The sequence below is a fragment of the Desmospora profundinema genome (assembly GCF_031454155.1).
Taxonomy (GTDB): Bacteria; Bacillota; Bacilli; order Thermoactinomycetales; family DSM-45169; genus Desmospora; species Desmospora profundinema.
This window is the reverse complement of sequence record NZ_JAVDQG010000001.1, coordinates 733468-747670: the sequence shown is the minus strand read 5'-3', so window position 1 is coordinate 747670 and position 14203 is coordinate 733468. Positions and strand designations below refer to the sequence as shown.

Annotated in this window: 13 protein-coding genes; all 13 read left to right on the top strand. The window is 48.5% G+C overall.

What is annotated here, in order from left to right; all coding sequences use genetic code 11:
- Positions 1 to 8: 8 nt before the first annotated feature.
- The 13 genes from JOE21_RS03570 to JOE21_RS03510 all read left to right on the top strand — a co-directional run bounded on the left by JOE21_RS03570 (position 9) and on the right by JOE21_RS03510 (position 14191).
- Positions 9 to 1076, top strand: coding sequence for a hypothetical protein (locus JOE21_RS03570; protein WP_309862344.1), 1068 nt, complete (start codon positions 9 to 11; stop codon positions 1074 to 1076).
- Positions 1057 to 2130, top strand: a complete 1074-nt coding sequence (locus JOE21_RS03565) for a GNAT family N-acetyltransferase (protein WP_309862342.1) — start codon at positions 1057 to 1059, stop codon at positions 2128 to 2130. Before JOE21_RS03570 ends, JOE21_RS03565 begins: the two co-directional genes overlap by 20 nt.
- Before the next feature lie 29 nt (positions 2131 to 2159).
- A complete protein-coding gene (locus JOE21_RS03560) occupies positions 2160 to 2858 on the top strand; it encodes a histidine phosphatase family protein (protein WP_309862339.1) in 699 nt (232 codons plus the stop codon).
- Between the two features lie 442 nt (positions 2859 to 3300).
- Complete coding sequence (locus JOE21_RS03555; protein ID WP_309862335.1) at positions 3301 to 4515, top strand: ATP-grasp domain-containing protein; 1215 nt, start codon at positions 3301 to 3303, stop codon at positions 4513 to 4515.
- Between the two features lie 186 nt (positions 4516 to 4701).
- Entirely contained in the window at positions 4702 to 5709 is a 1008-nt protein-coding gene (locus JOE21_RS03550) for a glycoside hydrolase family 15 protein (RefSeq protein WP_309862333.1), read from the top strand.
- Between the two features lie 208 nt (positions 5710 to 5917).
- Positions 5918 to 7051, top strand: coding sequence for a DUF418 domain-containing protein (locus JOE21_RS03545; RefSeq protein WP_309862330.1), 1134 nt, complete (start codon positions 5918 to 5920; stop codon positions 7049 to 7051).
- A gap of 128 nt (positions 7052 to 7179) precedes the next feature.
- Positions 7180 to 7875 carry a response regulator transcription factor gene (locus JOE21_RS03540; RefSeq protein WP_309862326.1) on the top strand — a complete coding sequence of 232 codons (696 nt, stop codon included), beginning with the start codon at positions 7180 to 7182 and terminating at the stop codon, positions 7873 to 7875.
- Positions 7865 to 9316, top strand: coding sequence for a sensor histidine kinase (locus JOE21_RS03535; RefSeq protein ID WP_309862324.1), 1452 nt, complete (start codon positions 7865 to 7867; stop codon positions 9314 to 9316). Before JOE21_RS03540 ends, JOE21_RS03535 begins: the two co-directional genes overlap by 11 nt.
- Positions 9317 to 9582: 266 nt before the next feature.
- On the top strand, positions 9583 to 10092 hold the full coding sequence (gene mobB, locus JOE21_RS03530) for a molybdopterin-guanine dinucleotide biosynthesis protein B (RefSeq protein ID WP_309862321.1): 510 nt from the start codon (positions 9583 to 9585) through the stop codon (positions 10090 to 10092).
- Between the two features lie 371 nt (positions 10093 to 10463).
- Positions 10464 to 11567, top strand: a complete 1104-nt coding sequence (locus JOE21_RS03525) for an RNA-guided endonuclease InsQ/TnpB family protein (protein ID WP_309862318.1) — start codon at positions 10464 to 10466, stop codon at positions 11565 to 11567.
- Positions 11568 to 11924: 357 nt separating this feature from the next.
- Positions 11925 to 13082 (top strand): homogentisate 1,2-dioxygenase, encoded by a 1158-nt coding sequence (locus tag JOE21_RS03520; protein ID WP_309862316.1) that lies wholly within the window; start codon positions 11925 to 11927, stop codon positions 13080 to 13082.
- Positions 13083 to 13104: 22 nt separating this feature from the next.
- A complete protein-coding gene (locus JOE21_RS03515; RefSeq protein WP_309862312.1) occupies positions 13105 to 13749 on the top strand; it encodes a flavin reductase family protein in 645 nt (214 codons plus the stop codon).
- Positions 13750 to 13918: 169 nt separating this feature from the next.
- Positions 13919 to 14191 (top strand): hypothetical protein, encoded by a 273-nt coding sequence (locus JOE21_RS03510; protein ID WP_309862310.1) that lies wholly within the window; start codon positions 13919 to 13921, stop codon positions 14189 to 14191.
- Positions 14192 to 14203: the final 12 nt, after the last annotated feature.

Below are 14203 nucleotides of genomic sequence, written 5' to 3'. Positions count from 1 at the left end.
TTCATTCAATGAATTTCATTGAAAATGCCAAAGTTTATGTAAATGAGGAAATATTTTATCTCTTAAAAGAAAACGATCCCTCACCAGTTTTGTCTCAATGGATTGACGAAGTCATTGATCGAATGGATCAGTCAGGAGCTGTAGTTTTTTCCATCGGAAGGCTTCGGCTGTCATTAAAAGATTCTCGTAAATTAGCGCATTCCATAGCAAAGGCTTTACATGCTGGCTTTTTGAGGAAAGAATGTCCTTTGGATTTGGAGGTGGAAATGGATCAGCTACAGCGCACAGAAGTACTTTCCGATTTATTTTTTCGAACATTATTTCCTCATCACGATGGTGGTCACTGTTCCTATTTAACCCCCAGTTGTTTGGATGATCCTGAATGGCATCCTGATTTTCGTGTATTTTCATCAGAGGGTTACACAACGACTCATGCTCATAAGCTGTACCAGGGAATTTTTATAGTGGATCCCGGAGAAGCATTAAGCGTTACTACCTATTATAATTGGTTGGAGATCGTAAAGGATGCATATGTGTATCAGACTGGTCAAAAGCCGCAAACTGCAGCAGAAGTGGCGCAATGGTTAGGGAAGAACATCCGGTATTCTTTAGAGCAACAACCGATCCATCAAAATCGCTATTTAACGTTGGGAGCAGCCTTAGGGAGCAAACGTCTTTGTTACCATGGTGTCTCGCTGCATTACGCTCATGCTGATCTGTCTCAGCAGGAATATCAACGATTTCCGGAGCTCCGAGAAATCGTGAAAACATGCCCATGTCAAGAGTGCTTGTATCCTTCGGATCGGATGATGTGCCATTCTTTGTTTGAATCATTAGGCGTGTCATGGACACGATTTCGAAAAACTTACGAGATGTGGGTACCCAATGAACAATTTGACTTCGTGGTTGGCCACAACCTTAAGTTTCTCCACGGTGGGTATATAGGTGGAAAAAAAAGAGTGATTGAACCTATCTGTTTTGTAGTGGATTTTCCTGATACTGAAGGGTATGAAAATTGGCTGAAAAATATCTGGTCAAAAATGGAGGTTTCCAAGCATGAAAGCTGGATGGCTTAATGAGCCTTCCGATAATGGGATAAATGCAGATGAATGGAATGGTTTTGTACAAAAAGTAGGGACACCATTTCATTCGAAAAACTTCATGGAAGCATTGGATATAGGATGGGAAGGTACTCGTTATAATCGTCATGTAATTTTGGGGGAAAATGGGATTTCAGCCGTAATTCCCGCATATTTATATGAAACATGTCCTCGTCTGGATTACTACCGCCATGCTGTGAGTCCCCCGTTGAAGGATCCTGTAATCCTTTCACATAATTTTGTTAGTTATTATGGGTATCCGTTGGCAATAAGTGATATGTCGCGCAAGAAAGTCATCCGCCAATTTATTCACAATGCGAAAATGGAATCTGCCATAGCCATGATGGGGGGAATTGACAGCCGTGATGAAAAGCTGACAGCAGACCTTAAATCTAACGGCTTCCATCTTGGGTGGTTTCACACTTTAATGATACGAGATCTAACCGGGGTTAATAAAGAAGATCCGACAACCGCTCTACCACACAAAAACAGACACCGAGTGCGGAACAGTCTATCACTAGCAAGAAGGGCAGGTTTAAAAGTTCGCCTTGCTGACCAGGAGGAGTATCGGCAAGCGGCCGATTTAATCATGGATACCGTTATTCGATTGGGAATGGACCCTGAGGTCCTTCCGAGGAAATTTGTTCACCATTTTATTCATAGTAAGATCCCCGGATTGGAAGTATTTTTAACGTTAACTCCCATGGAGGAGATTATAGGAGTGCAGGTTGGAGTTCATTGGCGTACTACCTATTACATTATGTTTGCAGGTCATAAGCATCCATACCTGAATCGGTATAAACAATCACACGTACTGTACGAACAGTTAATAAGAAGAGCAGCCTTTCTTGGGTGCAACGAAATTCAGTCGGGCCGTGATCCCTATCCTATTAAGAAGCAACATGGTTTTACACCTGTTCCTTTATTTTGTGCTGTCCGGGGAGAGAACCCCAAACAACATGAACGAGCCCTTCAATGGCTAAAGTCCATTGAAAAGAGACATATAGAAAAATACGGATCTCAGTTCTAGTATTGCAAAAAGAGAAAGGATAAGAGAAATTGTCAAATCAAAATCATTCAAACAGAGCTACTTTGATTACCGAGGACGATGTGTTGCCTTTAAATACGAAACGGATTTATCTGGTTCGTCATGCACAGTCATATCTGCTTGGTCAAAAAATCTCGATGGATCCAGAATTGACGGCCGTAGGAATTCGTCAAGCGGAAGAGTTGAAAAAATATTTTGCTACCCGAGACATCGATCTTATTTTCACATCTGAATTAATTCGAGCGAAAAAAACGGGTGAAATTGTGAGAGGTTCTCAGGATCATATTGCAACGAAAATACTTCCTGAACTAAACGAATATCACGCTGCCAATCAATGGAGGGAATGGAGTGATAAAGAAACCATTCGGCTAATACAAGAAAGAATTTATAAACCGGATCAGAAAAGCTTAGGTGAAGATCTACGAAGTTTCCATCAAAGAGTAAAAAAAGCGTGGGAAAAGGTTTTAGCTCAACCTTCTAGAAATATACTTATTGTTACTCACAATGCTGTGATCCGTATGCTGTTTTCTATTATGATGGGGATGACAGAGGAGAGCGAACTTCCTTTTGTTATTGCTTATCCTCATGCTTCCATTTCTGAAGTGAGAGTGGTAGATACCGAGGCAGACCCTCATTTACCGAAACAAATGTTAGTGATTCGTTACATGTGTCAGAGTAATCATCTCAGCAAAAGCTCAATTACTTATTAAAGCAAGCATGATCGATAAGTAGATTTCACTTGAATGGGCCGTCCTCGTTTGTGCTTGTTTTTCTCTGCGAAATGGTTGATTCCTCGTTTTCGTAAAAATTATGGTGCCAACCGTAGCTAATCATATGTTTTATCTGCCACCAGCTCCTGTGGTTGATTTCGCGGTCGGCCCGATTTTGCGGGGTAGCTTTGCTGTGATCGCTTGATACCTGCGCACTGGTTACATAGAACCCGATGGAAAGTCCGTTTCAATCAAACACCTTGCTTTTTCCTGTCTCTCCTTTTTTGCAGGGCACGAAGGACCTCCATCTAGGAAGGCTTTAATCCAATCCCGCAATCGAGCTGTCTCAATCCTCGTGCCAAATCTGCTCAAGTTCCGTCCTGCTCCTATCCCTCTACAATTATTCTGTTATTTTTGGCTCTAATAAAAGGAGAGGTGACAAATGAAAAGGAAGCGAATTTTAATGGTTGGGGATAACTGGGAATATATTCGATATTATATGGTGGAGAAGCTTGATTTAAGGGTTACTCTCTTTCAAACTCCAGAGCGTAAGTCGTGCGTGAAAGAAGAGTTGTGTGAAGCGGTATACTATTTTCCTTTCGACGATCATGATAAAGGCATCTTATTGGCCAAGGAGCTACATCAAAAGGAGGAGTTTGATGCTGTTTGGACCTTCTCTGAAGTTGGAGGAGAGTTGGCTTCTTTGATTGGAGAAGCATTAATGCTACCTTGCAATTCATCCGAAGCGGAGAGAATTGCTCGGGAAAAAAGCCGTTTAAGGGAACGGCTAAACAAAAACAATGTATCCAGGGTTGAGTTTCTTGTAACAGATCAAGTGGAACAAGCTCTCGGTTTCAGTAATAGAGTCGGTTTTCCCGTTATGTTAAAGCCGGTGGACAGTTCCGGTAGCCGTCAAATTTATAAAGCAATGAATGAGGATCAGCTTCGCTGTTCATTTCAATCGGTTCGCGATACTGATCATAGGGTACTGATTGAAGAATACTTGGAAGGAACGGAAGTAAGTGTTGAATTTATTACATTTGATGGCATCCATTACCCTTTGCAAATAACCGATAAAATCGTCTCTGATACCACTTATGTTGAAATGGGACATACAATGCCCGCACAACTAGATAAACAGACATGGAACAGTATTATTGAACTTGTAAAAAAAATGTTGACATTAATCGGACATTGGATTGGACCTACTCACACCGAAGTCAAAATTACCAACAAGGGTATAAAGATTATTGAAACACATACCAGACCAGGTGGCGACTTTATTCCTTATATGTTGGACAAAGTGTTTGGCGTGGATGTATTTGTTTTGACCATAAATCATTTGCTTGGGATGAAAAAACAAATGAGCATAATGCAAGATAAAGGAGCGGCTGTTCGGTATTTTGAAGCAGAGCCAGGGGTAATTCAATCTATACAGGGAATCGAAAAAGTAAAAGATGATCCTCATGTTCTAATAGTGGATTTTGAACGGAAAGCAGGGGAACAAGTTGCTGAAGCGAAAGACAGTTTTTCTCGACCGGGTTGCTTAGTAGTGAGTGCTGAAACACCACAAAAAGCGGCGGAAGTTGCCGATTATTTGAAAAATAAAGTAAATATATATACAAATAGGAAAATTAACACTAAAGAAGATGATTGATAAGGGGTTGCTAGGGAATATACACGAAACAAAACGACTACATAGACCCGAGCTACCATCTAACGGATGGATGAGAGCTTGGGCTTTTCCGGTTGTGACAGGCACGGTGGCAGGTACGTATATAAAGAGTAAGGGTTTGGTCCACCCCGCCGGGGTCCAAACTGGAGGGGAGAGGAGTGGGAATGCATGAAACTCTTACACGAAGTGTTGGACACGATGCGCCTGTCAAACGGCGCTTATGTGGCAAGCCCTTCCAAGGATTACTCCTACGTCTGGATCCGGGATGTCTGTTACACGGTCCTGCCCTACCTGCCCCGGCCATGCGACCGATATGAACGGGCGTACCATGCCTTGTTGGACCTGCTTCGTCGCTATGAATGGAAGATCGATATCCATACCCGGCAGAAGCCGGAATACCTTTACGAGTATATCCATGCCCGTTATACCCCGGATCTGGTGGAAATCGACCAGCCTTGGGGCCATGCTCAAAACGATGCCATCGGCCTGTTTTTGTGGGGAGTGGCCCAAGGGGTGTATCACGGCAAACCGGTGTTGCGGGACAAAAAAGACCGAGAAATCATAGAAAAGCTGGTTCGATATCTGGGTTGTGTCCGGTATTGGGACCATGCGGACAACGGCATGTGGGAAGAGAATATGGAAATCCATGCTTCCAGTGTGGGAGCCTGTGTGTCAGGGCTGAAGGCAGTCCGCCTGCTGGCTGATGTTCCAGAGGAATGGATCCATCAAGGGGAACGGACTCTTCAGCGGTTGTTACCGTTTGAAAGCGCCACCAAAGAAGTGGATTTGGCGTTGCTCTCTTTAGTCTATCCCCATCAAGTGGTCAGCCGCGGCATGGCGCGTCAGATCCTGGAACGGGTGTCCCGGCGTCTGGAGCGGGACCGAGGGATCATCCGCTATGAGGGTGACCGTTATTATCATGCCGGTACGGAAGCACAGTGGTGCTTTGGCTTTCCATGGATGGGTCTGTGCTGGAGCTGGTTGGGAGAGCAGGCCAAGGTGCGGGAGTACAGTGAGAAGACACGATCGATTTTACCGCCGGATGGCCGCCTTCCTGAGTTGTACATCGGGGGAACTGATCAACCCAACGGCAACACTCCGCTTGCCTGGGCCGTAGCGATGGCGATGCTGTTGCTGGATCAGGCAGGGTGCGAGGCCGTTTCAAAAGCGGGGTAAGCGGCATCAAGTTCCCGTTGTGCGTCCAGTATGAAAAATAATGAACCTGTTGTGAAGATCCGCGAGGCGGGTCTTTTTTGTGTTCGTCTGCCTCTTTCAAGTTTAGAAATTGTTTAGGAATGATTAGAGATTGTTTAGGGTCGGATTTCATTTTTATTTAGAATGTCCCGCTACATTGAAATCATCTGAAGCGGAAAGGATCGATTCGGTGAAGCGAATTTCGTTGCTGGACATCTTGCGTGGAGTTGCCATTCTCGGAACTTTGGCATCCAATATTGGGATTTTTACTGGTTCCGGAATGACGTCATCGGGTGAATGGCTGGAATCGTTTACGTTGGTATGGGTAGACGGAAAGTTTTTGGGGATGTTGACCATCCTGTTCGGGGTCGGATTGGAAATCAAATACCGTCAAGCCCAGCGTCGCGGTTATCCATGGCCGTGGCTGTATCTTTGGTCCGCGTTCCTTCTCTTCCTCGATGGACTGCTTCATTATTTTTTTGTCTTCGAGTTCGACATCTTGATGGGTTACGCCTTGACCGCCATGATCGTCGCTTTTTTGGTGAATCGCAGTGACCGGGTCATCCGAATATCCTTATGGATCTCCGGGTCGATCCACTTGATCGCGGTTACGGCTTTTTCCATGATGGGTCCGGACCGGGGGATCGATTCGGCTCCAATCAAAAAAGAATGGGCACCCGCGGAATGGAATGTAGAGGCCTCTTGGTGGGGGGATGTCCTGTCTCGGTATGAACACTTTTGGTCGCTGCGGTCTGAAGCTTTCGGAATTATTCCCATGGGGGTGTTTCTGTTTTTGTGCGGAGTCCTCCTCATGCGGTCCGGCGCTTTCGCCTCAGACGAAAACGGTCGGCGCCTTCGCCGGAAACTGATGGTTTGGGGTATCGGGGTGGGATTGCCGCTGAATCTGGTCACGCTTCTTCCGCCGGACATGGTAATCGGGTCGGATCTGTTATCTCGTTATGTGTTCGCTCCGGTTCTTTCTTTCGGATACATAGGACTGATCGCCTGGATATGGGAAAAGGGGTGGCTGTTCGGACTGGCTGCCCGGTTGCAAGAAGTGGGGAGGACGGCTTTAAGCTGCTATATGCTACAAAATATCGTGGCGTCCATTCTCTTTTACGAATGGGGACTGGGTCTGAGCGCGAAGGTTGGAGGTGCCCTCTCCACCATCGCTGCCTGGTTTGGAATCTCTCTCCTGTTGATAGTGTTTGCCCACTTCTGGCTGAAACGCTTTCCCACGGGTCCCTTTGAGATCATCTGGAGGCGTTTGGCCGCTTTGCCGCTGACTGCCCGATCGCAACCGAAAACCACCACCGGAAACTGAAATGGAGGAGGGGTATCCCTCCTCCTGTTTCTTGATAATGGTTCTGCCTGTGGTGTCTATGGACAACCGGCAAAAAGAGCGATATGATGCGGGATGATTCAGGATCACTTTCGACAGGGTGAGCGCAGATGAAAGCAACGACCATATTGCTGATCGACGATGAGAAGGAGATTCGGGATCTGATCGAGATTTACCTGGTTAACGACGGTTATCGCGTTTTAAAAGCGGCGGACGGCCTGGAGGGACTTCACCTATTGGAACATCATTCCGTCGATTTGCTTATTTTGGATGTGATGATGCCTCATATGGACGGGATCCAGGCGTGTATGAAAATTCGGGAGACCGACAATATCCCGATCCTGATGCTGTCGGCCAAGAGTCAGGACGTCGACAAAATCGTCGGTTTGGGTGTGGGAGCGGACGATTATGTGACGAAACCCTTTAATCCGTTGGAGTTGATGGCTCGGGTCAAGTCCCTGCTGCGAAGATATACGAAGCTGAATACCCCCGTTCCAAAGGAAGAGTCCGTGATTGAAATCGAGGGTCTCCGCCTCAACGTAGATTCCCATGAGGTATGGGTTGAAGAGAAGCAGGTCAATCTCACACCCAAAGAGTTCGCCATCTTGGAGCTGCTTGCGCGGAACAGGGGGATCGTGTTCAGCAGGCAAAAAATATACGAACGGGTATGGAAAGAGCGGTTTGTTCCCACGGAAAACACCGTGATGGTGCACATTCGCAAGATTCGCGAAAAAATTGAACATAACCCCCGCAAGCCGACGTTTATCAAGACCGTCTGGGGGGTCGGTTATAAAATTGAAAAATAGAGAGGCTTTTTTGCAAACGATGAAACAGTGGAATCTCAATCAGAGCATCCGGGCGCAGCTCATTTTTGCCATTGCAATCTGTTTTATAGCGGCCTTTTTGGTGTTCGCCGTCTCATATTCCTTCTCGGATTGGATATGGGGGGAGCCCGATCATGTGTTTTACATGGAAGCGATGGCCGAAGATCTTGCCCACGAATTGGAGGATTATGATTTGTGGAAGGATCAGGCTGCGGTGAAAAAGCTGATGGAAGCAAATTCAAATGAACAGCGGGACATTCTCCTCGTCAGCATGACGGGAGAGGTGCTGTATCGGACGACGGGCGCATCCGATTCATTCTTGGACATTAGCCGAATCCTATCCGATCAACTGACCACCCGGTGGCATCTCGACTGGTTGAACGCAAAAGAAGCTTATTATCATGTCGCCTATCCGTTTTACTCCAAAACGGAACAGGGATACGTAGTCGTCAAGGGAACGACCGTGGGTACGCCCCCTCCGATGAGAGATTTCCAACAGATGTTGCTTCAATTGGCACTGAGCCTCGGTACCTTCATCGGATTGTTTTTCCTATTAACCAATGGCAAAATGCGTTATTTTGAACAACTGGCAGGCGGTCTATTGGAAATTTCAAAAGGAAAACTGGGTTTTCGTGTGCCGGAGAAAAGCCGGGACGAACTGGGGTCTCTTGCCGCCAATATCAATTATATGGCTGAAGAACTCCAACGGAAGATTGAAGCGGAGAAAAAAGCGGAGAACGCCAAGTATGAATGGATCACCAGCCTTTCTCACGACTTGAAGACCCCTCTTACTTCTATCATCGGATATCTCCGATTGGTGAAGGACAAGAAATACACGAGTGCAGAACAACATGAGCAATATGTCCGGGTGGCTTTTGACAAATCGGAAAAGCTGGAAGGGCTCCTGGATCATATGCTTGAATATACCAAATTAACCAATCCTGACTTGACGATTCGTCGAGAAACGGTTTGCATCAATGAATTTCTGGAACAACTGGTAGAGGAAATGACCCTGATCGCCGATATGAATCAAACCACATTCAAGAAAGAGATCCCTGAGGAAGGAATCAGGGTGGAAGTAGACCCGGAAAAGATGGTCCGGGTATTTGAGAATCTACTGATGAATGCAGTCAAGTATGGCGATAAAAAAAGAGACATCACCGTTCGACTATATAGGGAAGAGGACCAAGCGGTCATCTGTGTCCAAAACTTTGGAGATCCTTTGAAGGAGAAAGACTTGGAACAGTTGTTTAACCGATTTTACCGGATCGATCGATCCCGCTCCCCGGAAACGGGTGGCTCCGGATTGGGGCTGTCTATCGCCAAAAATATTGTGGAAAAACACGGCGGAGAGATATGGGCGGAATCTGAGGGAAGGAAGATCCGGTTTTATGTGAAGCTGGGCTTGGTCCGGGTACCATAGGAGTGAGGGTGGATTATTGAACCCGAGTACTTCCTTGGTACCCGGTTTTTTTGCATCTGGGCTTTTCATATGGATCGGCTTGGTGATCTTTACTACCTCGTGATCCCAGTCGTCCATCAAAGCGAAACAGAACGTAACGGTTACCACTCACCAACCCCCTTAACTCCATAGGGTGTTTTTTTATGGATGAAACGCCGCGATTGTGGATATTTGAAAAGGGAGAAATGAAGTCTGTGGTATGCTGGGGAAAAAGGAGTGGGCCGTCGATGAACCAACCTCATTCGTTGCCTCCGTTGATCCAGGTGGTGGGATACGCTGGATCCGGGAAAACCACTCTGCTTACCCGAGTGGTACAGATGCTGACCAATCAGGGGTGGAACGTAGGAACGATCAAGCACCACCCGAAATCCTGGGAGTGGGACGAACCGGGAAAAGATACCTGGCGGCACCGGCAAGCCGGTGCGGGACCAGTCGCTCTGGTCACCGGTGACCGTACCGTCATCGATTGGCACAAGGTACAGGAGCCGGTAGCGCTCTTACCCTTTTATCGCGGGATGGACCTGGTGCTGGTGGAAGGGTTTAAACAAGCCTCCCATCCCAAGCTGGTGATGGTTCACCGGGAAGAAGACCGCGAACTGTTGGATCTTTCCTCTATCATCACACTTGTCTCTTCTCAGCCGGAGCAGTGGAAAAAGCGAGGTCCCTGTCTGCATTGGGACGATGTGGAGAAAGTAGCGGCGATGATCGTGCAAGAGGCGGGTTTGGACTCTAAATAAGAGGACCAGTCGTCTGAAAAGACGGCTTCTTTGTTAGCAGTATGATGGAATCGGGTATAATGGACGCGCCGGGAGGTGCCACTCCCGACGCTCGTGTCGTACAGCTACCGCGAGAAGAACGGCAGCACACTCAGGATAAGGGGAAGCTCATCCTTTCATGCCGGAACAGGAGGACTTCACTTTTTTATAGATAGCGAGCGAGAAAACCCAGCCCTTTAGGGTTGGGATGAAAGCGAGCGCACCACGGGCACTTCCTTCGGTCGTCGGACGAGGGAGGGTTTCCCCCATATGCTAAGTCCGACCGTTTTGTCCTGAACACGAACACACGATCCCTTTTCTGGGGTAAAATATTCATGAGAGGAGGTGATCCAGTGATCCGAACTTACAAATTCAAGTTAGTCCCGACCATCGATCACATACAAACGATCGAGTGGAGCCTAAACATGTGCGGATGGCTGTACAACAGCATGCTGGAACAACGTCGTTTTGCCTACAAGAGACGAGGTTTTTCCTTGAGCTATCATCAGCAAGCGACGGAACTTCCTTCATTGAAAAAGGAACTTCCCGCATTTAAACAGATTTACTCCCAGGTCCTGCAGCAAGTGGTGAAGCGCCTCGACTGGGCTTTTCAACATTTTTTCCGTCGCGTCAAACGGGGAGAAAAGCCGGGGTTTCCTCGTTTTCAGGGAAAAAACCGGTTTGATTCCTTGATTTACCCGCAAGCAAAGCCGTCTATGTTCCAAGGAAAATTCCTCCGTGTCCCTAAGATTGGCGATATCCGTATCAAGATACATCGCCAAATGGAAGGGATCCCGAAGACTGTTACTATAAAACGAAAGAATGGTCGTTACTATGCCATGGTGGCCTGTAAAATCGAGCCTCCCCCCAAGAAACCCAGTGGCAAACAGGTAGGGGTGGACCTTGGAGTGAAACACTTTGCGGTCACTTCAGACAACGAGTTCTTCCCGGCGATGCGCTTTTTGGAAAAGGGACTGCGGGATATCAAGCGCTGGCAACGGATGGTTTCCCGTCGAAAGGAAGGATCCCATCGACGAAGGAAGGCGGTCGAGTGGTTAGCGCGAGCGCATGAGCGAGTGGCCAACCGGCGAAAGGATCTGGCCCACAAAATCAGCCGATCCCTCGTGGATCGCTATGACCTCATCGCGTTTGAGAAACTTAACATCAAAGGGATGGTGAAAAACCGTCCCCTGGTCAAAAAGATTGCGGATGCCGCTTGGCGACAGTTGATCGACTTCACCACTTACAAGGCAGAATGGGCCGGTAAGGAAGTGAAGTTGGTTGATCCTCACAACACGTCCCAGGATTGTTCGCAATGTGGTCGGATCGTGAAGAAAGACCTATGTGACCGCGTTCACTCTTGTCGCTGTGGCTACCGAGAGGATCGGGATCTCAACGCGGCGCGAAACATTCTTCATCGAGCCATCGGCTTCGTACCGGAAAATAAGGTTAACTAGTGCCCCTTCTACCAATATCGATCGTGTTTACGTGGAGGGAGGCTTGATTTTCCGGCGGAGTCGACTCTGCCACGCATGGAGCGAAGACGGAAAACCAAGCCGACCGACTTGTCCGCGTAAAGGCCAAGAAAAACAGATCGAAGTTACCTGAAGGGGCACTAGCTTGAAATCGAACGTGTTTTTAGGCTCGGGCGGAGCCTTCGGGAAGGGTAGCGGGTTGTCGCACCCCATGATCCGAGAAGCCCACGGCTTTAGCCGTGTGGAGCAAGTCACAGATGAAGGAAGAGTGTAATATTTGTTAAAATAATGGATAGAAGCGTTTTCAATACCATCATCATGGATGGGGGAGGGGATGGCATGCCTTTTTATCACCGCATGGGGGAGATCCCCCGCAAGCGGCATGTCCAGTTTAAAAAAGAAGACGGATCCCTGTACCGGGAGGAAGTGATGGGGACAAAAGGATTCTCTGGAATTCAATCCATTCTGTATCACCACCACCCGCCAACACAGGTAAGCCGGGTGGAGAGCCTGCGGGAATGGGCCCCTGAATGGGAAGAGCGGGGAGCCAATCGCCATCGTCACTTAACAACCTTTGACCTTCCCGCCGGAGGGGACCCCATCGAAGGACGGGTCTACTTGTTGGTCAATGAGGATGTGGCCATCGGAGTATCGCGTCCGACGGAAGAGATGGATTATTTTTTCCGCAACAGCGATGGGGATGAGGTTTTATTTGTCCACGAAGGGGAAGGGGAACTGCAATCGGTCTTTGGTACCCTCACCTATCGGCCGGGGGATTACATCGTGATTCCTGTGGGCACTACCTACCGCATTGAGAGAAAAAGCGACACCCGCTTTCTGGTGATCGAATCGAGCGGTGAGATCACCACGCCCAAACGATATCGCAATGAACACGGTCAGCTGATGGAACACAGCCCTTTTTGTGAGCGGGACATCCGCTTGCCCGAGAGGTTGGACACCTATTTGGAAAAAGGGGAGTTTGAAGTACGGGTGAAAGCCCACGGTCAGCTGAACGCCTATTTCTACAATTTCCATCCGCTGGATGTTGTGGGGTGGGACGGCTATCTTTATCCCTATATCTTTAATGTGGACGACTTTGAGCCGATCACCGGTCGAATCCATCAGCCGCCGCCGGTCCACCAGACGTTCGCCGGCCCCAATTTTGTCGTCTGCTCGTTTGTGCCCCGCCTGTATGACTATCATCCGGAAGCGATTCCCGCTCCTTATTACCACAGCAATGTCAACAGCGACGAAGTGCTCTATTATGTAGACGGCCACTTTATGAGCCGGAAAGGGGTGCGGGAAGGGTCGATCACGCTCCATCCGAGCGGATTGCCTCACGGACCCCATCCGGGCAAGGTGGAAGCCAGCATTGGGAAAAAGGGGACGGAAGAACTGGCGGTGATGATAGATACGTTTCGTCCCCTCCGCGTGACAAAAGCGGCTTTGGAGGTGGAGGACCCGGGGTATATCACCAGTTGGCTGCCTGATCATTAAGGATAGACAATGGGAGGAAACCATGCAGATCGATCCCTCACAACAGAGTAAAACGGATAATTACAAACTGCTGATCGGAAGTGTGCTGCCGCGCCCCATCGCCTTCGTAACGACGCTGGGTCCCGAAGGAGCGGTCAACGCCGCCCCGTTCAGCTTTTACACAGTCGTCAGCACCGATCCGCCGATGGTCAGCATCACCTGCAGCCGGAAACCCGGTGGGGTGCAGAAAGATACCGCCCGCAACATCGCCCAAACCGGGGAGTTCGTCGTACAGGTGGTGGACGGGGACAACGTGGAACGCATCAACCAGACCGCCACCGATTTTCCGCCGGAGATCGGGGAAGCGAAAGCGGTCGGGTTTCAGTTGCTGGAAAGCGCACGGGTGAAACCGCCCCGGATTGCCCAGTGCAAGGTGCATCTGGAGTGTCGTCTTCACGAGATTCTGCCCATGGGCGGGACGGAAACGGCACCCAACGCCGACGTCATCATTGGAGAGGTCGTCTGCTTTCATGTCCGGGATGATCTTTACCATGAAGGACGGATCGATACCGGCAAGCTGGACCCTGTGGGCAGGCTCGCCGGCACGGTTTACGGCAAGGTGGGGGAGACCTTCTCCATGCCGCGTCTTACCTTGGATGAGTGGAAACAAAAGCATGGAAAAGGGTAAGCAGGCGAGACGGTCTCGGGCGGCTTTGATGCCCGGGACCGTTTTAATCGATGGAAACCCCGGGCAAATCGACGGTTTCAAGACAATCATGGATCGTGTAAAATAAATACGATAAGCTTCTTGCAGAACGTGAATTGCCTGTTCAATAGAGCGAGAAGGAGATGGCTGGATGTACGGGGAAGGGATTTGGATTCTACTGGCCTTGTACCTCATTATTGGAGTGGTCTATTGGAAGATTCAGGGAGAACCCATGCTCTTCACCATTATGGAGGAAGAGGACGACCCCGAAGTGGAAAAATTGCGGGAGCAAGTGGGGATGTTGGCCAAAACCCATGGGGAACGGTTTGTTTACATGGTGCTGGCGGTCGGGTTTGTATTTGTGTGGCCGATCTTTTTGTACCAGGATGTGCAAGCGATGATCCGCAGGGTTGTAAGGAAGTAGTGCTTTCACAAA

What these genes read in the sequence shown, in the direction of transcription:
- JOE21_RS03555 (WP_309862335.1), top strand. Translation starts at nt 3,301, where the DNA reads ATGAAAAGGAAGCGAATTTTAATGGTTGGGGATAACTGGGAATATATT.
- JOE21_RS03565 (WP_309862342.1), top strand. Translation starts at nt 1,057, where the DNA reads ATGAAAGCTGGATGGCTTAATGAGCCTTCCGATAATGGGATAAATGCA.
- JOE21_RS03510 (WP_309862310.1), top strand. Translation starts at nt 13,919, where the DNA reads ATGTACGGGGAAGGGATTTGGATTCTACTGGCCTTGTACCTCATTATT.
- mobB (WP_309862321.1), top strand. Translation starts at nt 9,583, where the DNA reads ATGAACCAACCTCATTCGTTGCCTCCGTTGATCCAGGTGGTGGGATAC.
- JOE21_RS03550 (WP_309862333.1), top strand. Translation starts at nt 4,702, where the DNA reads ATGAAACTCTTACACGAAGTGTTGGACACGATGCGCCTGTCAAACGGC.
- JOE21_RS03515 (WP_309862312.1), top strand. Translation starts at nt 13,105, where the DNA reads ATGCAGATCGATCCCTCACAACAGAGTAAAACGGATAATTACAAACTG.
- JOE21_RS03570 (WP_309862344.1), top strand. Translation starts at nt 9, where the DNA reads ATGAATTTCATTGAAAATGCCAAAGTTTATGTAAATGAGGAAATATTT.
- JOE21_RS03540 (WP_309862326.1), top strand. Translation starts at nt 7,180, where the DNA reads ATGAAAGCAACGACCATATTGCTGATCGACGATGAGAAGGAGATTCGG.
- JOE21_RS03520 (WP_309862316.1), top strand. Translation starts at nt 11,925, where the DNA reads ATGCCTTTTTATCACCGCATGGGGGAGATCCCCCGCAAGCGGCATGTC.